This window comes from Dehalococcoidia bacterium (assembly GCA_022451965.1).
In the GTDB taxonomy this organism is placed as follows: Bacteria; Chloroflexota; Dehalococcoidia; order Lucifugimonadales; family Lucifugimonadaceae; genus TMED-70.
This window is the reverse complement of sequence record JAKUNJ010000002.1, coordinates 15168-36286: the sequence shown is the minus strand read 5'-3', so window position 1 is coordinate 36286 and position 21119 is coordinate 15168. Positions and strand designations below refer to the sequence as shown.

The window sequence follows — 21119 nt, the reverse complement described above, 5'->3', positions numbered from 1 at the left end:
GTAACAATATAAGTTATATGAAGATTTCTGTAATATCTCATAGTTCCTTTGAAAAATAACCAAGATCCAATTATGAAAGTGATAAATGGGAAAATATAAGCGAAATCAGTTGCGACGTATAATACTGCACTAATGAAAAATAATGGTAACGCAACTATTATCCTTGCATATGCAGGTTTCATAGTAGGATGTCTTTCAATTTGAACTTCTTCTCCTTGACCTAAAGTAGGCTTTGGAAATGCTCCAACTGCTGTCATATAAAAACCAAGAATCAATAATAGAAATCCAGAGATTAAAGCTGCAAATCCTGTCCAAATTGGTACACTACCATCGGTTTGAGAGTAAATAATCAATGCTATACCTAGTCCAATTATTGGAAGAGAAACTAGTAGAGCAACCATCATTCTCGATATCACTCTGAAAATCAAATTTATTCCTGTAGGAACTCTAGTAGTAGTCATTATTTACCTCTCACCATTTGTAGTACTGAAAAGAACAGTGTTATTAATATACCCATAATAGCTAGATTTGAAGGATTATTTATAAGCTCTCCTATAGGAAGATCGGCTGTATTAACTCCAGGTATAAGCTTCCTGAGTCTACTTCCTTCATAAATAAATAAATCTTCAACTCTACAGTTAGATATTGCATTAAGTTCTTTGGATGAGGGAGGTCTTACGTTAGGAACATCTCCTAAAATTGGATGATAACCATTATAAGTTCCGGGCAATGATATTTCTGAAATAGCTTTTGCAGCACTTTCTGTTGGGTTTCCTCCATAACTTTCAATCATATAACCAAAGTCATTTTTGTACTCATTCACCATACATGCTCTTTGGGTATCTGAAGGTTCAGATAGATAATCAGGATCACCGTAAGAACCAAACCGTAATAATAATTCTAATCCACCTAATCCATTAGTCGAAGATCTGATTTGAGACTCACAATTTTCAAGAGCCTCTCTTTCATTTTTTGAAGGTCTTTGAGTAGGTTCCCAAATTAAATTAGCTATATAGGAAGATCTGATATAGTTTTCAGTTTCGCCTTTTTCTCTTGCAAGGTTTGCTACCATACAATCTTCAGCAGATGCTCCTCTAGCTAAATTAACTGCTTCTAGCCTTTCCATTTCTAAAGGTTCTCCTAGAATTTGAGATCCAGATACCATATTAGAATTTGCTTGTCCAGAAGTGTTACTTGATATAGTCTGCCTAAAATCAGCAGCAGAAGATTGATAATCTACATTAGATTGGCTAAATAAATCACTTTCAAAAAGAGGTTCATAATCATAATTACTATTATAAAAATTATCGATCCATTCAAATTCTTGCTTTTGTTCCAAACAATCAAAAACAGTATCTAATTCAATACCAGTAAAATCTCTTCCTAATGGTTTTTGGGAATTAACGCCTAAGCCACTATAAAATACATTCCACATCATGGTATCAGCAGATTCTTCAGCTTTTCTTACTAAATCATCTCCATAACCTGAGTTTTCAAACCCATCGGCTATACATTCAACAAGCCTGTCATATTTATCTTCTGCATCAAGTCCTCTAGACCACGAAAATTCGACCTCTTCAATAAAGTGTGTGTACTGGCTTAGGTATGCAGGGACATATGTTAGAGTTTCTGGATCAACTTCAAACTCAACTGCACAATCAACTATTGAATTATATTGTTGTTCACCAAGAGGCCTGTTAGTATATTCTGTTGGATCTTGAGCTTCAACAAATCCTTTTAGCATCCTGTCATATAATTCATTACCCCAACTTTCCTCTATATCACCATAGTCTTCAAATTTTCCAATAATACAATCTCTAAATTCTGGTTGAACTAACCTAGCAAATACAGCTTCAAGATTAGGACCTTCAGTAAGTGAAGCTTGATAGTCTCTAAGCCAGTCTAATTCTTGGTTACATCCAATAACAGTGTTTATTACATAATTTTGATGCTCATCACTTAGACGATCTTCATACATACGCCAATCATCAGTTCGGCCAACGGCAAAGTCAACTAAACTGTCTACTATGGAGTGCGAGAAACCTAAATCAAAATGTATGGAACTTAGTGAATTAAGCATACAGTTTTGACCAGGTATTTCTTCACCTCCATAAATAGTCTCAAATAGCAATCCTATATCTAAGGTCTCATAACCACCACCATTTTGAGGGGGTTCTTGAAAGTTATTATTATATCTGCCATCATGAGTTATCCAACAATCGTAGGCAGCCAACATTTCCTCTCTTGTTACTGATCTTTTACCACTTTGGACAATTTCGATATCATCTAAAATGATTTCTCTAGGAATATTTAAAGCATTTGATAGATGAGGGACTATGCAGTTATCTATAAGATTATCTAAGTCTCCTAGAGGAGGATTTTCTGTGAAATAATCTCCATCAATTCCCCAAGCTCCGCTGAGAAGCTTATCGTAACTCAAATGCATACAATCTACTACTGCGTGGTAATAAAAATCTGGATCTTGTAGCCATCTTACACCAAGTGTATAAGCAAAATCCATATATGCTTGCTCGTAACTCATTCCTGTTTCTGAAGATATAAAATTAGCGACACAATCTGTTACAACTTCGCTTGCATCAGAGGGAATTTCAGTTAAATTTATGTAAGGACCTAGTGGTAAATCATCAGGAGGTTGAAATGAGTTACTAAATATATTTCCAACAGGTCCTTGTCCAAATAAATCTTGAAATCCGCCCTGATCCTGTTCATTTCTTTTTCTTTCTTCTTCTTGTCTTTGAAGATCAAGTTCTGCCTGTTGTTTAGCACGAAGAAGCTCTTCTTCAGCTCTTGCTCTTTCAGCTTCTCTTCTAATTCTGTCTGCCTCTTCATACATTCTTTGTGTTTCTTGATCTGCTTCCCATTGAGGATTATGGTAAGGCTGACCAGGTTGTACTAAAGGGGAATCTACTGTAAAAAATTGATATTGACACCTAATTCTTTGTCTATCAGGCTCTTGAGGTACATTTCCTCTAAATAAAACATGAGTAACTTTTGCAGATGGATCCAAATTATAGAAGTTAGTAACACTTTCTCCCCAAGTACCAATAGATCCAGCTTCAGCAGTGTAGTGTCTTTCAATCCAAGCAGAATCATGAGTATTATGATCTTGACCTGGAATTCTACATCCTTGAAACCAAACTCCTTGACCTTCATAGTATTCTTTAGGCGCTACAGTCTGCGTCATTATTTGCATACTTGTATCAAGAGTTAATTCACAGAAGACTTCACCTGTACCAGGATTATTTCTACACTCTGATTCTTCAAATAAAAAATCTCCTCCAGAAGAAGGCATTTGAGCTGAAATATTATTTTGTGTATTTATTCCTGAAAATAGAAAAAATACTAAAATTAAATTTGCAGCTATAATTTTTTTTAAACTAGAGATAACCATAGAAATTATTTTTACTATTAAATATTACACTATTTATAGTAAATCTGTTAATTATATTATATGATTTAGCCTAAGTGATCTTCACTTGCCAGCGGATTGAATGTTACTCTACTAAGAACAGAATTACCGGTATTTTCAAAATAATGATCTGCGTTTGGAGGAATTAACACAAAATCACCCTCTTTTATTGGGTATTTTTCTCCATCTACAAAAATGATTCCTTCACCTCTAGTTATGTAAGCTTGATGCTCCCAGGGATGAGTATGATGAGTACTTGTTTCTCCTGGTTGATGATCATGATACAAGGATACTACCGTTGGTACACCTTCAGGTGAACCTAGAATAGGGTGCTGTTTATGATCATTTTTGTTCTTAATTACTGGTTTCATTTATGACATTTTCTCCATTATCATCAGATGATATGGTAGTTTTTGGCTTAGAGGTAAAAAATGTGTTTACACCAATTATAACTATAGCAATAACCAAAATTAAAGCACCTATTATCGTACCCCACATAAATGTAGGCCCATGGGCAAATAAAACTGTTCCTGCAACTGAGTCGTTATGAAGACCAAATCTTGTTATTTCATTTCTGACATTTTCATCATTAACCAATGTCATAACTGGTTCATCTGATGCCGACCTTGGAATCATAGCAAATAATAATCCTAACACAAAGATTAATAAGCCAGTTGACGCAGTTATTCCTACAATTGCATACTGTTTCCATTGTCTTACCTTACTGATGAATTCAGTTTCAATTTTTTCTGCCATTTCTTTTGTTCTATTACTAATAAGAGTATCCATCTGGTCATTAGTAAGTTCAGTTTTTTCTTTCTGCAAAGTCATCTGTTCAGCATGAATAGTTCTTATTGATTCAATTTCTGTTTTTAATTGATCAATTTCACTTTGTTTTCTTGCTGTTATAGTTGCTTGAATTCTCCAAGCTGCTGTTCCAAGTGCTCCTACCAAAGGTATTGATACTAAACTTGTGACAAAACCAATATCCATTTATTGCCTCCTAAGCTTCTCTTGTTGATGGAAGCATACTTCTAAGAGCTTCCGCTACGCTTCCAGGATTATCTATTTCTTCCATACTAATGGTCATTCTACTTCCTATACCTGATGAAACAACTACAGTTCCCCTTCCGGTAAGAGCTTCAATCAGAGTCCTTTTTTCTGATATTTGAACTATTCTTCCAACAGGAATTTCGTTTGTATGTAAGTATAAAAACTTAAACATATAAATTGCTCTTCTATCGGTAACAATATAAGTTATATGAAGATTTCTGAAATACCTCATAGTTCCTTTAAAAAATAACCATGATCCAATTATGAAAGTTATGAAAGGGAATATATAAGCGAAATCAGTTGAGACGTATAAAACCGCACTAATGAAAAATAAGGGTAATGCAACGACTATTCTTGCATATGCAGGTTTCATAGTAGGATGTCTTTCAATTTGAACTTCTTCTCCTTGACCTAAAGTAGGCTTTGGGAAAGCTCCAACAGCAGTCATATAAAAACCTAAAACTAAGAGTAGTAGCCCAGAGATCAGAGCTGCAAATCCAGTCCAAATTGGTACACTTCCATCAGTTTGAGAGTATATTATAAGCGCAACACCTAATGCTATTATTGGCAGAGATACAAGTAAAGCTACCATCATCCTTGAAATCACTCTGAAAACCAAATTTATACCTGTAGGAACTCTAGTAGTAGTCATTATTTACCTCTCACCATTTGTAGTACTGAAAAGAACAGTGTTATTAATATACCTAATATAGCTAGATTTGAAGGATTATTTATGAGCTCTCCTACAGGAAGATCAGCTGTATCAACTCCAGGTATCAGCTTCCTGAGCCTACTTCCCTCGAAAACATACAAATCTATTATCTTACAGTTTGATAATGCTTCAAGTTCAATCGATGAGGGAGGTCTTAAGTTAGGAGCTTTATCTCCTAAAATTGGATGAGAACCATTATAAGTTCCGGGTAATGATATTTCTGAAATAGCTTTTGCAGCACTTTCATCCGGATTAGCACCAGAACTTTCAATCATATAACCAAAGACTTTTTTGTACTCATTCACCATACATGCTCTTTGGCTGTCTGAAGGTTGTGCAAAATAATCAGGATCACCATAAGAACCTATTTTTAGTAGTGAGCTTAATCCACCTTTACCTTGAGTCGCAGATCTGATTTGAGATTCACAATTTTCAAGAGCTTCTCTTTCATTTTTTGAAGGTCTTTGAGTAGGTTCCCAAATTAAATTAGCTATGTATGAAGTCTTAATATAGTTTTCAGTTTCGCCTTTTTCTCTTGCAAGGTTTGCTACCATACAATCTTCAGCAGCAGAACCTCTAGCAGAATTGACTAAGTCTAATCGAAGATTTTCAAGAGCTCCACCACCCATAAGTGAACCAGACACCATATTAGAATTGTTATTAGTGGCAATATTTTGTCTAAAATCAGCAGCAGAAGATTGAAAATCTACATTCGATTGAGAGAATAAATCACTTTCAAAAAGAGGCTCAAAGTCATAATTTGGATTATCATACTGTGATATCCAGTCAAATTCAGGTCTTTCTTCTAAGCACTCCACAACATCGTCAAGTTCATCTTGAGTATAATCTCTATTAAGAGGCTTTAGGGCATTTAAGCTTCCTCCTCTCTCAAAAATGTTGAAAACTATTTGTTCGGCATTTGCACCTACGTTACCCAAATCACGATCATTTTCATGCCAACTATCATCTATACAACCTATAAGTGTTTCAGATTTTTGATCGTATCCCATTCCTCCAGACCAAGAAAAATCAATTTGGTCGAGGTCTATAGTATATTGACTAAGATAAGGTTGAATTATACTGAAAGTTTCTTGGTCTGTACCAAAATCTTCAGCACAATCAAGTATTGTTGATGTTTGCCTGTATGAGAGAGGTCTATTTATGATTTCTGTTGGATCTTGGTACATCATAAATCCTTCAATCATTTGGTCATACATCATATCTGCAAAATCTCTATCACCATTACTAAGTTCTTTGTATTCATCTTTTACACATTTTTGGAACTCAGGTTCTGCAAGTCTAGCAAAGATATCTTCTAAATTAACTCCACCTCCGCTTATTGAGGATTGGTAATCCCTAAGCCAGTCTAATTCTTGATTACATGATATTACTCTGTTAACTACATCGTTTTTGTGCTGAGGGTTTGCATCACTTTCTAGAAATCCCCACCGGTCGGACCTTCCTACAGCGAAATTAACTAAATCTTCAACTATTCTTTGAGAATCTTCTCTGTTCATTCCTCTGGAGTCTGAAATAGAATCTACCATACATGCTTGCCCAGGTATTTCTTGGTCTCCGTAAACAAATGAAGTAAGCAAATCAGAATTGAGTGGAAAATATTGAGGACTGCCTGAAGAATTACTATTTCTTATATCTTCATCAAATTTTATAAAACAGTCATAAGCAGCTAGCATTTCTTCTCTTGTAACAGATCTTCTTCCAGATTCAACTGATAAAGCGTCATCTCTAATGATGTCATTAGGAATATTTAAGACATCGGAAATATGCGGCACTATACAGTTTTGAAGCATTTGATCCATTTCATTTCTTGGAGCCTTTCCACCAAACATTCCATTTGTATTTGTATCTACTCCCCAAGCTCCGCTGAGAAGCTTATCGTAACTCAAATGCATACAATTTACTACTGCGTCGTAATAAAAATCTGGTTCATCCATCATTCTTACACCCAAAGGGAAAGCAAAATCCATATATGCTTGTTCATAACTCATACCTGTTATATCTTGGACTGTATTACCTATACATTCCATAGTTTTCCATCTATCTATTTCAGCTATTGAAGTTAAGTTTATGAAAGGTCCTTGAGGGACTTCATCATCTGGTGGTGGTTGAAATGAGTTACTAAATATATTTCCAACAGGTCCCTGGCCCCCGAATAAATCAAATCCACCCTGATTTTGTTGTTCATTTCTTTTTCTTTCTTCTTCTTGTCTTTGAAGATCAAGCTCTGCCTGTTGTTTAGCACGAAGAAGCTCTTCTTCAGCTCTTTTTCTTTCAGCATCTCTTCTAATTCTGTCTGCCTCTTCATACATTCTTTGTGTTTCTTGATCAGATTCCCATTGGGGATTGTGATAAGGCTGGCCAGGTTGTACTAATGGAGAATCAATTTTAAAGAATTGATACTTACATTTTCCAATTGTTTGACCAGGTTGAGTCGGCATATTACCTCTTATAAATACGTTTGTAAACTGCTGATCACCAGCTCTAGAGCCTCTATGATCCTGATTTGCATTATAATGTCTTTCTATCCAAGCAGCTTCATAGTTTTCATACTGCTGACCAGGAATCAAACATCCCTGAAACCAAATTCCTTGACCTTCATAATGTTCCACATCACTAGATGTGTGAGTCATACTCATCATACTTACATCCATCTCAACTTCACAGAAAACTTCTCCTGTTCCGGGATTTTGCCTACAAGATGAATCTGTAGCTGATGATCCCATTGTACCCATTCCTCCACCCATCATTCCACCCATTGGTGGCATCTGTGCAGATATATTATTTTGAGTATTTATTCCAGAAATTAAGATAAACATTAATATTAATGAAGATGTGATAATTTTCTTGAAACTAAATTTTGAGATTGAAAGATTTTCCATAGCTTTTGATTTTAATCCTAACCTAAGATTAGGACCCCTCTTTTTTTGATTTCTGATATGATTTTTACAAGCAATATATTTTTTTATCTATATATTAACATAAACGTTATTAAAATATATTAGAGTAAAGTTGTAATATTGAAAAGATATATATTAAAAGAGGTTTCTTATGAATTGGTATGATTGGGTTCTAATAGCACCTATTGTTCTTGGAGTTATTCTAGGCTTCAGAATAGGTTTGGTAAAAAATATCTTGTATATAGTATTGGTAGCTGTAACTATGATTATTGGAGGATTTTTATCTCAAATGATAGTTGATGCAATAGGGCTTGAACTTGAAAGTGATGGATTAGTAACAGTAATTGGTTATGGGCTATTACTTATTGGAGGTTTCTTAGGAGTCCAACTATTTAGTGGAGTAATTCAAGCTATTGTTTCCAAAATGACTTTTGGTATTGGAGACAAGGTAAATCAAGTTGGAGGATTGGCATCTGGACTAATATTAGGATTCTTGATTACAACTATTATAGTCAACATAACTGCTAGATGGACTTATACTCCAGATGAGGATGAAGACGGAAGACTTGAAATCTCTGAAGAAGCTATTGCAAAAATGTTTGAAAATAGTCTAAAGGATACCTCTAGAGAGGCAGCAGATTTAGTAATCCGTGAGAGTATTATGGTTGGAGTGGTAATAGATGTTAAAGATCTACTAGGTGGACAACTTATTGGAATAATCCCTGGTGAATTCAGTGATTCTCTTGATATCGCACAACAAAGAAGAGAAGATTCTGATTAGACCTCTTTTGTGGCCCAAGCCTTTATTAGATGATGGGCTATAGCTATATTGCCGGGTACTGATAAATTGTCGTTTTTTTCTTCTAATGCTGATAAAACTTCATCTCTATGAAACCATTTTACTGAGTGCATTTCATGCTCATCAAAGTTAATTTCTTCTGTTTCAGCTTCAGCATGACAACCAATCATCAGTGACCAAGGAAAAGGCCAAGGCTGAGATGCGTAATACTTTACATTCTTGACTTTTATACCAGATTCTTCCATGATTTCTCTGGCAACGGCTTCTTCAATAGATTCACCTTGGTCAATAAATCCTGCTAAACAAGAATATATATTTAGTCTTGATAATCTTCCTTTTGACTGACCTAAAAGACAATATTCACCATTAGTTACGAGGGATATAATAACTGGATCTGTTCTAGGGAAAAGTTCTATTTCACAGCTTGAGCATTTTCTAGATTGCCCTCCTCTTAATCCTTCTGTTTTTCCTGCACAAATTCCACAAAAAGAATTTTTTCTGTTCCACTCAAGTTGACTTTTACTTTGACTTATCATTCCACCTTGAGCTTGACTTAGTTGGTCTCCAGCAGTCCTACAGTCTATAAATTCTTCATCTTTGGAAATAAGTCCATTTACTATTTCTTCATCAACATCATTTAAGTCTGTAGATAGATAAATTTCTCCACCAAGATCTCCAAGTAAAATTAATTTAGGATCAATCCCAGATTCTCTAATGTCACCTAACCTAAGAAATTTAACAGTAATATTTGAGTATATTTTTTTTACTAAAATTTTAGATCTATTGTAAACCAAGACTTTTGAGTTTGGATCATTGATTTTTTCTGAAACCCAATCCTCGTTTCTTCTTTCAACTTCTAATCTATCTATATTATTTCCTGAAAATTTAAGTACTTTTCCCATTAATTTCTCTCCTAATTAAAATATTACTAATCCTCTAGCAAGTTCTCCTCTTTCTAGTGCATCAAACCCTTCGTTAATTTCCTCTATTTTATATGTTTTTGTTATCATTTCGTCTAAGTATAATTTACCATCCATATATAAATTAGCTAGTCTTGGAAAATCAATTCTAGGATGACTTTTTCCATATGAAGTTCTAATTAATTCTCTTTCTCCCATAAGTGTATAAAAAGGTAAATTTATTTCTACTCCATAAGGAGTTTTGCCTAAAATAACAATTCTAGCACCGGGTCTTGAACATTCTAAAGTTTGTCGAATTGTTTCATTATGACCTGCTGATTCAATTGCACAATCTACGCCTCTGCCATCAGTTATTTCTAAGCAAGCCTCTATTGGATTGTCTATCTTAGAATTAATAGTGTGTGTAGCTCCAACTTTTTTTGCAAATTCTAATTTGTTATCAAAAATATCAACAGCTATAATCTTTGATGCACCTGATATTCTTGCCCCTTGAATTGCGCTTAATCCAACTGCACCGCATCCTATAACTACAACTGAGGTTTCTGGTTTTATATTTCCTGCATATACTGCTCCGCCATATCCTGTCATTACAGCACAACCTAATAAAGATGCTCTATCTAGAGGAAAATCTTTTCTTACTTTTACTGCGCCTTGCTTAGGAATAATTGTGTATTCTGCATGAGTAGAAACAAGGCTATAGTAATGTAAATTTTGACCATTAAGAGAAGCTCTAGTTGTTCCATCGAATAGTACACCTTGAGAATTATATTTTTTTTGCACTTCACAAAGAATTGGCTGGCCATTATCACAGTAAAAACATATCCCACAATTTGGGTTCCATGAACAAATTACATTATCTCCAACGCTTACGTTATCGACACCTTCACCTACTGCTTCAACAACTCCCGCTCCTTCATGACCTATTATTGCAGGTAAATTTACAGGTTGATAACCATGCATGGTTTCCCAATCTGTATGGCATAAACCACTTGCTTTTATTTTTACTAAAACCTCATCTTTTTTTGGTTCTGAAATATCAACATTTTCAACTGAAAGTTTACCTTTAGTTTCAAATAGAACTGCTGCTTTCAATATTAGCTCCCGTAATTCTTGTTATCTTATTCTGATATTAACACTTAAGACTCTATGAATGTTTAAGTATTAAATAAAAAAATTATCTAGCAATAATAGTTTATTATGAGCAAAAATCAATCATGAAATTTTGAAATTTAGAATTTACTTTAAAATTTATAGATATTTGGAAAAAATTGGAGCGGGAGACGAGATTCGAACTCGCGACATTCTGCTTGGAAGGCAGACGCTCTACCAACTGAGCTACCCCCGCATGAATTCAATTTTAACATAAAATTATTCTTTTAAATATATAAAAAATTTAATTGATAACAAAATAGATTATAGATTATTCAAAAAATAAAAATTTATGGTGCCGAAGGTGGGAGTCGAACCCACACGGGTTTCCCCAGCCGATTTTGAGTCGACCGCGTCTGCCATTCCGCCACTCCGGCATTATAATACCTATTAAATCTTATCAAAAGTTTTATTTTGAAAATTACAAAATACTAAAACTAATATTATTATGAAATCTTCATTACTTTTTTATTATCTTTTATACAATATTAAATATATAACCTAAGATTTTCATAGAAAGATAATCAAGAGGTAGTTATGACAAAAATTGTATTTTACGATCATAATTGTAAAATTTGTACTTGTTTCAAAAATTGGGTACTTGAAAGATCATCTTATTGGACATTTCTTCCAAATGATGAAAATTCAATAATTGGCTCAGGAATGAAGATAGATTTATCAACGCCATCTAAAAAAATTGTATGTGAAGATGAAAGAATTTATTTAGGTGGAATTGCAATTTTAAAAATATTAGCTCATTGTAATGGCAAAATATCATTTGTTTCCAAAATTTTGTTGTCGCTTAAATTTTTATACTTTATCTATAATTTGTTTTATTTTTTGTTTTCTAAGAATAGGTCTAAATTTTCTTTTTTGATTCCTTATATCGGTTGTTAGATTATGGCTTTTATATTTGGATTCTTAAAATAAACTATCGTATTAATTACAATTAGAATTCCTGAAAAAATCATAATTGATATGCTTGATGTTGAAAATTCAGCAACTAATCCAAGAACCAATGCACCTGCAGTTAACATACTAAAAGTTATAGTATGAATTCCCATAACTCTTCCTCTCAGATTTTCAGGAACTTTCATTTGTAGTATTGTTATCGAGCAAACAATAAAAATTGCATTTGATATTCCAGCAAAAAATATAAACACAATAGAAAGTAATAAATTCATCGAAATCCAAGGATTATCATAAATATTTTCATTAGCGGTTAAATAATTTGATAACCCAAAGAAAAAAACTAATACTACAGAGACTATATTCATACTTAGAGTTATTTTACCTAAGTTTATTTTGTTTTTTATTCCAGAAGTTATCATATTTCCAGTTACTGCTCCTATTCCCCCAACAGAAAGCATAATGCCCATTATTTGAGATGAAATATTCCCATAAGAAGTATTTTTATATATTTCAGTAAGTGATGGGATCAATTGAAGGTAAGACATCGCAAATCCCATAGTTAAGTAACTAATTATAATAATAATTCTAAAGACAGTATCTTTCGCAATAAAATTTATTCCTTCCATCGTTTCGCTTACAAAAGATTTTTTGATTCTCGGTGCTACATTTGGTGGCTCATGCTTTATTATAATTAGAGCCGAAGCCATTATAAGAAATCCTAAAGAACTTATAAAAAATATTATTGGAGTGCCATAATAAGCGATAATAAATCCACCTAATCCTGGAGCTAAAATTCTCATACCTTGCCAAAGTAAAGAATTTAATGCCACAGCGCTTACAATATGATTTTTATCTTCAATGAAATCTGTAAAAATAGATGCTCTTAGTGGCCAATCTATTCCTGTAATAAATCCTAATAAACTACAAATTAAAATTACTATTGCCACAGTTTCAAAATCATAAGCATCTACAATAGCTAGAATTAATAATGTTACTGCCATTGCAAGTGACGTTAATATCAGTAGGATTTTTTTTTCAAATCTGTCTGCTATAACTCCACCTACAAAATTAAGAATTATTGTGCCTAAACCAAAAATGCTTGCTACTAATCCAAGTAAAAATTCTGAACCACTAATATCAAATACTAATTTCCCACTAAAAATAGTTACCAATTGAGTAGAAGAAATTGATGCTATTGATCCTATCCAAAATATTCTATAATTTTTACTTTTTAAGGCAGTAAATGTACCAACTTTATTGGAGCTTATTTTATTGTCCAGTCTCCACCAAATATATCAGTAGTTTGTTCAATTAGATTTTTTGACCCGAAAATTATATTTTTTTTCCCATTAATTGATTCTTTTTCCGCATATCCTGCACCAGATTCTAAAGATAAATTTTCTATAGCAACTGTTTCCCACGGATTTAAATCTGCTTCTATAAATAAATCTATAGCTCCTCTAAATACTAGCGAGTATCCAAAACAATCTGAATAACCTCTGGAATCCCAAGCTAAATCATCTATTTTTCTAAGTTGATCAATTAAATTTTCTTTAGCAAATCTTTGAGGTGATCCATAAGATATTATTGCCTCATTAAGATTACCAAGTTCTGAAGCTTTTACTAATTTTTTATTCAAAAAGCATCCATATTTATTAATTGAAATATATCTATCTCCTAATTTTGGTAAATCTATAAAACCCATAATAGGTTTTTCTTTATGAGTTAATCCAATGATTGTTCCAAATAGTGGTATCCCTTTAGAGAATGAAGTAGTACCATCAATTGGATCCACATACCAGCAAAATTCTTTATTTTCTTTTTTTTCAAGGATTTCCTCAGTAATAATATCTGCATCTGATTCACTAAGTATTTCAAATATTTTTTCCTCTACAGATAAATCAAACTTAGTTAGCAAACTCCCATCATCTTTTAACTCACTGTTAGCAAAATTAACATCTTTTGTTATTTTTCTTGAAGCATCTAAAGCCGTATTTCCTAAGATGAAAAATTGTTTCAAATTATTATCTAGTTGGTTAGGGAATTCATTCATATCTAATTTTTTGTGAAAAGATTTGGAGCGGAAGACGAGATTCGAACTCGCGACCTTCTCCTTGGCAAGGAGATGCTCTACCACTGAGCCACTTCCGCTTATTTTCAATCTTGAATTTTATTATATCTAATTTTAGTTTTAGTAGTATTTGAATAATTAAATATTAAAGTCCTAAATAAATATATTTTTTATAAAAAAAAAACTTTTTTATCTTATAATTGCCTTTATGAAAAAAATTAATTTTATGGATACATCATTCAGGGATGGCTTTCAGTCATGCTTGGGAGCAAGAGTTAAGACTGAAGACTTCATACCAATTTTGTCTGCTGCATTAGAAGCGGGAAATGATAACTTTGAAATTGGAGGAGGTGCAAGATTTCAAAGCCTTTATTTCTATTGTCAAGAAGACGCCTTTGATATGATGGATAAGTCTAGAGAAATAGTTGGTAAAGATATCAACTTACAAACATTAGCAAGAGGTGCTAACGTAGTTGGTTTGGAATCTCAATCTAGAGATATAATCAATCTGCACGCTAAGTTATTTAAGAAACACGGTATAACAACCATTAGAAATTTTGATGCACTAATGGATATCAGAAATTTATCTTATTCAGGTCAGTGCATAACTGATGCAGGATTAAATCATCAAATTGTTATAGCTTTGATGGGATTACCTCCCAACCTAAACGAAAAATATTTTCATTCAGCTGATTTTTATACTGATAAAATCAAAGAAATACTTAAAGCAGATATTCCTTTTGATAGTCTAGCTTTCAAGGATGCTTCTGGTACAACTCCTCCATCAATTGTCTATGATGCTGTAAAAAATGCTAGAAAGTTATTACCAAAAGATACAATGATTCAATTCCACACTCATGATACAGCTGGAATGGCTATATCAAGCAATATGGCTGCAATCAAAGCTGGAGCAGATATGATTGATTTAGCAATGGCTCCAGTGAGTGGAGGTACATCTCAAACTGATATTTTGACAATGTGGCAAGCTTTACGAGGAACTGAATATACGTTGGATATAGATGAAGAAAAAATTTTGGAAGTAGAAAAGATGTTTATAGATCAGATGGAAAAATACTACATGCCACCAGAAGCTACTGAAGTTAATCCCGTGATTCCTTTTTCTCCTATGCCAGGAGGAGCTCTTACATCAAATACTCAAATGATGAGAGATAATGGGACATTAAATTTGTTTCCAAAAGTAATTGAAAATATGAGAGAAGTTGTAGCAAAAGCTGGATTTGGAACATCTGTGACACCCGTTTCTCAATTTTATTTTCAACAAGCATTCATGAATACAATTCAAGAAAAATGGTCTAAGATTACAGATAGTTATGGCAAAATGGTACTTGGATATTTTGGTAAAACACCTTCAGAACCAGATCCAGAAATTGTAAAAATTGCATCTGAACAATTATCACTAGAGCCCACAAAAGAAGATGTTCATGATTTAAACGATGCTAATCCAAAACTAGGAATCGAATATAATAAAAAATTATTACAAGAAAAGAATTTAGAAACTACTGAAGAAAATATTTTTATATCTGCTACATGCGGCGCCCAGGGTATAGCTTTTTTAGAGGGTAATGCTGAATTAGGGATTAGGTATGCTGAAGATATGAAAGAAGTAGTGCAATCTAAATCTCAGGGATCTGAAAACTTAAATGGTGAGTATAAAACTACTGTTTCTATAAATGGTCAAGAATATGAGGTTTCCGTTAACGAAAAATAATGGATTCTATTTTTACAAAAATAATTAACAAGGAAATTCCCTCTGAAATTCGCTATGAGGATGATTTATGCATAGCAATTGATGATATAAATCCTAAATCTCAGGTTCATATTTTAGTAATCCCAAAAAAACCAATAATAAACATTAATCATGCCAATGATGACGATCAAAATATTTTGGGTCATTTATTATTGGTGTGTAAAAAAATAGCTGAAGAACTAAATATCGAAAAATCTGGTTACCAAATATTAACTAATGTTGAACAAGGAGGAGGTCAAACAGTTATGCACCTTCATCTTCATTTATTGAGTGGGAATACTTTGAAATTATAAGAATTTAAATATAATGACTATTAGATAAAATTTCATTTTAGGAGAAAATTATGACATTATCAGAGGGATCAAAAGTTCCAGATTTCAAATTATTAGATCAAAATAATAATACAATTTCCTTAGATACTTTATCAGGGAAACCTGCTGTTTTATATTTTTATCCTAAAGATGAAACTCCAGGATGTACTGTTGAGGCATGTGAATTTAGAGATATATATGTTGAGTTCAGTAAAATGAACTGTGAAATTTATGGAATAAGTCCTGATGATAAAAAATCTCATAATAAATTTATAGGAAACCATTCTTTGCCTTTTACTCTTCTTTGTGACACAGATAAAAAAATGATTAATGATTACGGAGTTTGGGGTGAAAAAAATATGTATGGTAAAGTTTCAATGGGTATAATTAGATCGACTTTTCTTATTGATAAACAAGGGATACTTATAAAGAAATGGACCAATGTTAAGGCTAAGGGTCATGCTGAAAAAGTAAAAGCCGAATTAGAAAAAATTTAAAATCTATTTTTGTATATTTGAATTCTATGCCTACAGGAATCTGTTATAAAAATTAAGTCTTCATTTGAATCAATATTTTGAGGTCTCCAAAATCTTTTTTCTTCCTCAAATAATCCTGCTTCTTCTCTCCAACTAGATTGCTCAGGGTTAACATCTAGAAATTCTTGACACCATTTTGAAATGGTTGCGTCACCAATTAATTTTGATATGAAATTTAGTTTAGAATCATAAATTATGACAGAATTATCAGCCCAGTTAGTTACGAATATATTTCCTTTTGTACTAATATGTACTGAAGAGGGTTTTGCTAATTTTTGATCTTCATAATTTTCAATAGAATTTACATAATTTCCATTTGAATTAAATATTTGAACTCTGTTATTTCTCCAATCAGCAATATAAATATTTTGATCTTTATCTATATCTATACCCCAAGGATAGTTAAACTCACCAACATCTTTACCGAATTTTCCAAAACAAGATATATATTTTCCACTAGTATCAAATTTTTGAATTCTTGAGTTAAGGTGATCAACAACCAATATATTATTTTCAGAATCAATTGAAATGCCTGAAGGTCTGTTTAGTTGGCCTTCTTTATTTCCAAATTCGCCCCAATGATTGATTAGCTTCCCTTCTAAATCAAATATAGAGATTCTATTGAGATGCTCGTCTGATAAGATAATTTTATTATCCTTATCTATTTCAATAGCGGTTGGTAATATAGATTTACCTGGCTCTTCTCCCCAATTTGCGAATTCAAATTTATGATTTGAATCTACTGTTAGAGCGCTAATTCTATTATTTTTATTCGAAGCATTTGATCTACTGAGTACATATAGTAGTTCATCATTAAAAATTACATCAATAGGATTCATAAATCCTCTTCCTTCGAAGGATGCAATTCCTATTGTATGACTATAATCATTTGCGGTCGTAACCATCAGCTTTTTATAATTTCTACTTTACTAAATTTTTCACTAAGTACACTCGAAGCTTCAATTCCCAATATATCTTCTAAAATTGTGGAGTATAAACATCTAAAATCAGTGTTATATTTTATATCTCCTTCAAGTTGAGCAGATGGATCAAGATTAGGATACTCTCCATAGAGACCACCTTTGACAGATTTTCCAAGAAGAAAAGCTACTCCTCCTGAACCATGATCTGTACCTGTACCATTATCTGCTACTCTTCTACCAAATTCTGAAAAAATCCATATTATAGTTTCTTCTTCTAATGACTGTTCTTTCAAATCTTTTTGAAAGCAATCTATTGCTGTTGATAGTTGTTGCCATAATAAAGAATGATTTTTCAATTCATCAGTATGTGTATCAAAACTTCCATGTTGAGCATAAAAGATTCTTGTTCCAAGCCTTGCACTTGCAACTTGTGCTATTCCCTTAAGAGATTGTGCAATAGGATTATCTTCAGGGTACTCTATATTAGATTTATAACTTCTTGGCGCTTCTGCTAATAAGTCTGCACCGTCTAGAGCTCCTCTTCCTGTTTGCAATAATCTTAGGGAAGGCATTCCTTCTAGATTCATGGGTTGATAAATTCTATCAACAGTATCTAGTAAAATCTCTCTATTTTGAGACCCTGAAACACCTGTGAATAAACCATAAGATTCAAGTGCTCCCACTGATGCCACTGATACACCTGGACATGCTAAAGCTCTTGGTAGACCTTTACCAAAATTTACTGCTGTTATTGGATTTTTACCTTCTGGATCTATATTTTTTACTGTCTTCCCAAGCCATCCAATAGAACTACTTTCAAAAGGTTCTGCTGTATGCCATATATCCATTGATCTAAAATGTGACCTGTTAGGTTCTGGATAACCGATACCCATCATAACTGCTAAATTCTTTTCATCAAAATGCTTCTTGAAAATATCCATATTGGAATTAAATGCCACATTGTTATCTATAGGTATAATTGAATCATCTTTTAGCCCCATATTAGGTCTGTAATCATAATATAATCCAGATTCGTAGGGCACTATAGTATTCAGATAGTCATTACCCCCACTCAATTGGATTACAACTAAATTCTTTTCTTTAATCATTTATTCTCCTTAGCAATATTGAAAATCAGGAGTAGACACAATAATTTTTAATACATCCATTATTTTGTCTTCATCATTTTCATATTTATTAATCTTTAAGTGCTCACTAATAATCTTTTGAGATCTATCACTGATTTGTATATATCCAAGAGAATCTAGGCATAAATTTATAAATTCTTCATCATCTTTGGAGTCTTTTGACTTTATTATTTCAAGAAGTCTTTTAACACCTTTTGAACTAGTATTAGATATCTCTTCAGATGCATAATTAATTCTCTCTATGAGCGAGCCACTATCTATCCATTCTTCTCCCTCATGCCATCCTTCAACACTAGGAGGATTGAGTAAGAATTGACCCATTAAGTTTGTATTTGTAGCTAATTCAGCTGAGTCTAACTCAGGTATTTCAAACCTATCGACTACTCTTGTAATTCCAAAAACTAAATCTGAAGGGCTTTTAACTTTCTTAAACATTATTTCTTTAGATTTGAAATGATCTGATTTAAACATGTACTCCAAAACTTTTTTAATATTTCCATCAGTGTCTAAATAGACTTGAGAAAGTTTATTTATTTCAGTCCAATTTTCTTCTTCAGAAACAAAATATAAATAAAGCCTCATGCAAATGAATTTAGCTGTTGATGGATGCCTTGAAACCATTTCTACTATGTGTTCACCATTAAAATTACCTTTTTCACCTAGGAATTCTTTTTCTGAGTCATCATGATCATTTACATTAAAAGTAAATTCCATTGGAAAAGGTCCTAAGAAAAAAGGTGGTGGAGTAGGTTTAGAAGCCCAGCCTGTAAAAGCTCGAGCTGCAGACTTAACATCATCTTCTGTATATACTCCCTCTCCATTCTCATCTATACCCATTGAAAATAATTCAAGTAATTCTCTACCATAGTTTTCATTAGGAGCTTCTTTATGACTATTTTGATTATCTAGCCAATACATCATTCCAGGATCCTGTGAAATTTTGAGTAATAAGGTATTAAAATTACCTAAACCATATTTTCTAAATAAATCAATTTCTTCAAGCATTGCCAGCCCATGATCTAACTTGATACCACCAACCGCTAATAGACCATGCCAAAATAGAGCAATTTTTTCTTCGAGTTGCTTTTTCGATTTTGCTAATCTCCAAGTCCACTGTGGATCAGCATGCCTAGCTGTACGAGCTTCAACTGAAGCTATAAAGTATCTCTCTAAAAGATCTTGGTCAGGGGGTAAATTAAAGGATGGTTCTAATAATTGATCTACGATGTCATCATATTCTTGAAGAGATAATTCTTCTATCTGATCAAAATTACATCCAAATCCAGCTCTTCTCATGAGATGAGCTATTAAACTTTTCTTCTCAATATTTGTAATCATTATTATCGATAATATATATAATTATTTTTATTTATTCAAACCTAAAAGTTTTCTTAAGTGGTGCCTAGGGACAGATTCGAACTGTCGACACCTGCGTTTTCAGCGCAGTGCTCTACCCCTGAGCTACCCAGGCATCTAATAAAAAAACCTATCATTAATTTTTAACAAAAAAATTCTATAATGAATGACAAAAAACGTGTAATTTGAACTATTTTTTCATTATTATTTATATATTATGCCAGTTATTTGTATTTCATCATCAGAGAAAGATAGTGGTAAAACAGCTATTTTATCTGGAATAGTCCAAGAGTCCTTGAACAGAGGGATAAAAACCTATGTGGGTGAACTAGAAAATAATGAGATAGTTGATCATAAAAAGATCAATCAATTATTAGAACTAGACAACAGAAACTCTTTGAAAAACTCAGAACTTATATTTGTTGAAATAAATCAAATGGAGTTTTCAAAACAAAAAATAATACTTGATAAATTTGATGCTAAAGTTATTTTTATTGAGAGAGATTCAGCTGATATTAATAGTATTGAGAAGTTTTTTTCAGAAAGATTAGTTGGGTTTATTATTAATGGTGTTTTGAAGTACAAAAAAAATGTAATCGAATCTCTTCATAATGAAAAGGTTATTGCAATATTAGAGGAACAAAGATTTTTCATGACTAAGACAGCTCAAGACCTAAGAGATGTGTTAAGTACTAAAAAGGTTTTAGGAGAAGAAAGTTTAAATAAAATCATTGAAAATTATTTAATTGGTGGTTTTGTGTTAGATTGGGGACCTGAATATTTTTCAACTAGAAAAAACGTAGCTTTAGTCGTTAGAGGAGATAGACCTGATGTTCAGCTATCCGCTCTTCAGTCAGGTACTCTTAATGTTCTTATTGCTACTAGTGGTATAAGTCCTGTTGAGTATATTATTTATGAAGCAAAAAAATTAAGTATTCCAGTTTTAATTGTTGATGAAAATACAGAAGAAGCAATTTCTAAACTTTCTGATTCTTTTGAGATAAATGATTTTGACCATAATGAAAAGGTCATGTATTCCAATAGAATCTTAAATGATAATTTAAATTTCGATAAATTATTTGATATTTTTTCAACACCCATCACAAAGTAATT

General features: G+C 32.6%; 19 protein-coding genes and 4 tRNA genes. 6 read left to right on the top strand and 17 right to left on the bottom strand.

Going from position 1 to position 21119, the window contains the following annotated elements; all coding sequences use genetic code 11:
• From MK083_00595 to MK083_00570, 6 genes are all read right to left on the bottom strand, one after another.
• On the bottom strand, positions 1-461 hold a 461-nt coding region (locus MK083_00595; protein MCH2672953.1), incomplete at its 3' end, for a hypothetical protein.
• Positions 461-3412, bottom strand: a complete 2952-nt coding sequence (locus MK083_00590) for a hypothetical protein (GenBank protein ID MCH2672952.1) — start codon at positions 3410-3412, stop codon at positions 461-463. The genes MK083_00590 and MK083_00595, both read right to left, overlap by 1 nt.
• Positions 3413-3477: 65 nt before the next feature.
• Complete coding sequence (locus MK083_00585; protein ID MCH2672951.1) at positions 3478-3801, bottom strand: cupin domain-containing protein; 324 nt, start codon at positions 3799-3801, stop codon at positions 3478-3480.
• Positions 3785-4423, bottom strand: coding sequence for a hypothetical protein (locus MK083_00580; protein ID MCH2672950.1), 639 nt, complete (start codon positions 4421-4423; stop codon positions 3785-3787). Before MK083_00580 ends, MK083_00585 begins: the two co-directional genes overlap by 17 nt.
• A 10-nt stretch (positions 4424-4433) precedes the next feature.
• Entirely contained in the window at positions 4434-5135 is a 702-nt protein-coding gene (locus MK083_00575) for a hypothetical protein (GenBank protein MCH2672949.1), read from the bottom strand.
• Positions 5135-8095 (bottom strand): hypothetical protein, encoded by a 2961-nt coding sequence (locus tag MK083_00570; GenBank protein ID MCH2672948.1) that lies wholly within the window; start codon positions 8093-8095, stop codon positions 5135-5137. Before MK083_00570 ends, MK083_00575 begins: the two co-directional genes overlap by 1 nt.
• 169 nt (positions 8096-8264) lie before the next feature.
• On the opposite strand from MK083_00570, the gene MK083_00565 reads away from it, so the two are divergent.
• The gene (locus MK083_00565; protein ID MCH2672947.1) at positions 8265-8894 is read left to right on the top strand and encodes a CvpA family protein; all 630 of its coding nucleotides are present in this window, start codon (positions 8265-8267) and stop codon (positions 8892-8894) included.
• Here the strand turns inward: MK083_00565 and nudC are convergent.
• The 4 genes from nudC to MK083_00545 form a co-directional block, all read right to left on the bottom strand.
• Positions 8891-9814 carry an NAD(+) diphosphatase gene (nudC, locus tag MK083_00560; protein MCH2672946.1) on the bottom strand — a complete coding sequence of 308 codons (924 nt, stop codon included), beginning with the start codon at positions 9812-9814 and terminating at the stop codon, positions 8891-8893. The genes MK083_00565 and nudC overlap by 4 nt on opposite strands.
• Positions 9815-9829: 15 nt before the next feature.
• Positions 9830-10924, bottom strand: a complete 1095-nt coding sequence (locus MK083_00555) for a Zn-dependent alcohol dehydrogenase (GenBank protein MCH2672945.1) — start codon at positions 10922-10924, stop codon at positions 9830-9832.
• Between the two features lie 177 nt (positions 10925-11101).
• Positions 11102-11177: transfer RNA gene (locus MK083_00550), tRNA-Gly, on the bottom strand.
• Positions 11178-11274: 97 nt separating this feature from the next.
• Positions 11275-11358: transfer RNA gene (locus tag MK083_00545), tRNA-Leu, on the bottom strand.
• A 160-nt stretch (positions 11359-11518) separates the two neighbouring features.
• Between MK083_00545 and MK083_00540 the strand changes: the two genes are divergently transcribed.
• Positions 11519-11878: a DCC1-like thiol-disulfide oxidoreductase family protein gene (locus tag MK083_00540; GenBank protein ID MCH2672944.1), complete on the top strand. Its 360-nt coding sequence runs from the start codon at positions 11519-11521 to the stop codon at positions 11876-11878.
• Here MK083_00540 and MK083_00535 read toward each other — a convergent pair.
• The 3 genes from MK083_00535 to MK083_00525 all read right to left on the bottom strand — a co-directional run bounded on the left by MK083_00535 (position 11875) and on the right by MK083_00525 (position 14044).
• The gene (locus MK083_00535; protein MCH2672943.1) at positions 11875-13089 is read right to left on the bottom strand and encodes an MFS transporter; all 1215 of its coding nucleotides are present in this window, start codon (positions 13087-13089) and stop codon (positions 11875-11877) included. The genes MK083_00540 and MK083_00535 overlap by 4 nt on opposite strands.
• A 68-nt stretch (positions 13090-13157) precedes the next feature.
• Positions 13158-13946 (bottom strand): hypothetical protein, encoded by a 789-nt coding sequence (locus MK083_00530; protein ID MCH2672942.1) that lies wholly within the window; start codon positions 13944-13946, stop codon positions 13158-13160.
• Positions 13947-13969: 23 nt separating this feature from the next.
• Positions 13970-14044 (bottom strand) — tRNA-Gly (locus tag MK083_00525).
• A gap of 128 nt (positions 14045-14172) precedes the next feature.
• On the opposite strand from MK083_00525, the gene MK083_00520 reads away from it, so the two are divergent.
• The 3 genes from MK083_00520 to bcp are packed head-to-tail and all read left to right on the top strand — an operon-like array spanning position 14173 to position 16540.
• Positions 14173-15693, top strand: a complete 1521-nt coding sequence (locus tag MK083_00520) for a biotin attachment protein (GenBank protein MCH2672941.1) — start codon at positions 14173-14175, stop codon at positions 15691-15693.
• Positions 15690-16025, top strand: a complete 336-nt coding sequence (locus MK083_00515; GenBank protein ID MCH2672940.1) for a histidine triad nucleotide-binding protein — start codon at positions 15690-15692, stop codon at positions 16023-16025. Before MK083_00520 ends, MK083_00515 begins: the two co-directional genes overlap by 4 nt.
• A gap of 50 nt (positions 16026-16075) precedes the next feature.
• Positions 16076-16540, top strand: coding sequence for a thioredoxin-dependent thiol peroxidase (gene bcp, locus MK083_00510; protein MCH2672939.1), 465 nt, complete (start codon positions 16076-16078; stop codon positions 16538-16540).
• Here bcp and MK083_00505 read toward each other — a convergent pair.
• The 4 genes from MK083_00505 to MK083_00490 all read right to left on the bottom strand — a co-directional run bounded on the left by MK083_00505 (position 16537) and on the right by MK083_00490 (position 20121).
• A complete protein-coding gene (locus MK083_00505; protein MCH2672938.1) occupies positions 16537-17484 on the bottom strand; it encodes an NHL repeat-containing protein in 948 nt (315 codons plus the stop codon). The genes bcp and MK083_00505 overlap by 4 nt on opposite strands.
• The gene (locus MK083_00500; GenBank protein ID MCH2672937.1) at positions 17484-18611 is read right to left on the bottom strand and encodes a DUF1501 domain-containing protein; all 1128 of its coding nucleotides are present in this window, start codon (positions 18609-18611) and stop codon (positions 17484-17486) included. The genes MK083_00505 and MK083_00500 overlap by 1 nt, the downstream gene beginning before the upstream one ends.
• A 9-nt stretch (positions 18612-18620) precedes the next feature.
• Positions 18621-19988 (bottom strand): DUF1800 domain-containing protein, encoded by a 1368-nt coding sequence (locus tag MK083_00495; GenBank protein ID MCH2672936.1) that lies wholly within the window; start codon positions 19986-19988, stop codon positions 18621-18623.
• 58 nt (positions 19989-20046) lie between these two features.
• Positions 20047-20121 (bottom strand) — tRNA-Phe (locus MK083_00490).
• A 102-nt stretch (positions 20122-20223) separates the two neighbouring features.
• Between MK083_00490 and MK083_00485 the strand changes: the two genes are divergently transcribed.
• Positions 20224-21117 carry a DRTGG domain-containing protein gene (locus MK083_00485; protein ID MCH2672935.1) on the top strand — a complete coding sequence of 298 codons (894 nt, stop codon included), beginning with the start codon at positions 20224-20226 and terminating at the stop codon, positions 21115-21117.
• The last annotated feature ends 2 nt before the right edge of the window (positions 21118-21119 follow it).

Bases quoted from the DNA above. Each gene is read 5' to 3' on its own strand.
- MK083_00590 (MCH2672952.1), bottom strand. From the start codon at position 3,412: ATGGTTATCTCTAGTTTAAAAAAAATTATAGCTGCAAATTTAATTTTA.
- MK083_00585 (MCH2672951.1), bottom strand. From the start codon at position 3,801: ATGAAACCAGTAATTAAGAACAAAAATGATCATAAACAGCACCCTATT.
- MK083_00580 (MCH2672950.1), bottom strand. From the start codon at position 4,423: ATGGATATTGGTTTTGTCACAAGTTTAGTATCAATACCTTTGGTAGGA.
- MK083_00575 (MCH2672949.1), bottom strand. From the start codon at position 5,135: ATGACTACTACTAGAGTTCCTACAGGTATAAATTTGGTTTTCAGAGTG.
- MK083_00570 (MCH2672948.1), bottom strand. From the start codon at position 8,095: ATGGAAAATCTTTCAATCTCAAAATTTAGTTTCAAGAAAATTATCACA.
- MK083_00565 (MCH2672947.1), top strand. From the start codon at position 8,265: ATGAATTGGTATGATTGGGTTCTAATAGCACCTATTGTTCTTGGAGTT.
- nudC (MCH2672946.1), bottom strand. From the start codon at position 9,814: ATGGGAAAAGTACTTAAATTTTCAGGAAATAATATAGATAGATTAGAA.
- MK083_00540 (MCH2672944.1), top strand. From the start codon at position 11,519: ATGACAAAAATTGTATTTTACGATCATAATTGTAAAATTTGTACTTGT.
- MK083_00530 (MCH2672942.1), bottom strand. From the start codon at position 13,946: ATGAATGAATTCCCTAACCAACTAGATAATAATTTGAAACAATTTTTC.
- MK083_00520 (MCH2672941.1), top strand. From the start codon at position 14,173: ATGAAAAAAATTAATTTTATGGATACATCATTCAGGGATGGCTTTCAG.
- bcp (MCH2672939.1), top strand. From the start codon at position 16,076: ATGACATTATCAGAGGGATCAAAAGTTCCAGATTTCAAATTATTAGAT.
- MK083_00505 (MCH2672938.1), bottom strand. From the start codon at position 17,484: ATGGTTACGACCGCAAATGATTATAGTCATACAATAGGAATTGCATCC.
- MK083_00500 (MCH2672937.1), bottom strand. From the start codon at position 18,611: ATGATTAAAGAAAAGAATTTAGTTGTAATCCAATTGAGTGGGGGTAAT.
- MK083_00495 (MCH2672936.1), bottom strand. From the start codon at position 19,988: ATGATTACAAATATTGAGAAGAAAAGTTTAATAGCTCATCTCATGAGA.
- MK083_00485 (MCH2672935.1), top strand. From the start codon at position 20,224: ATGCCAGTTATTTGTATTTCATCATCAGAGAAAGATAGTGGTAAAACA.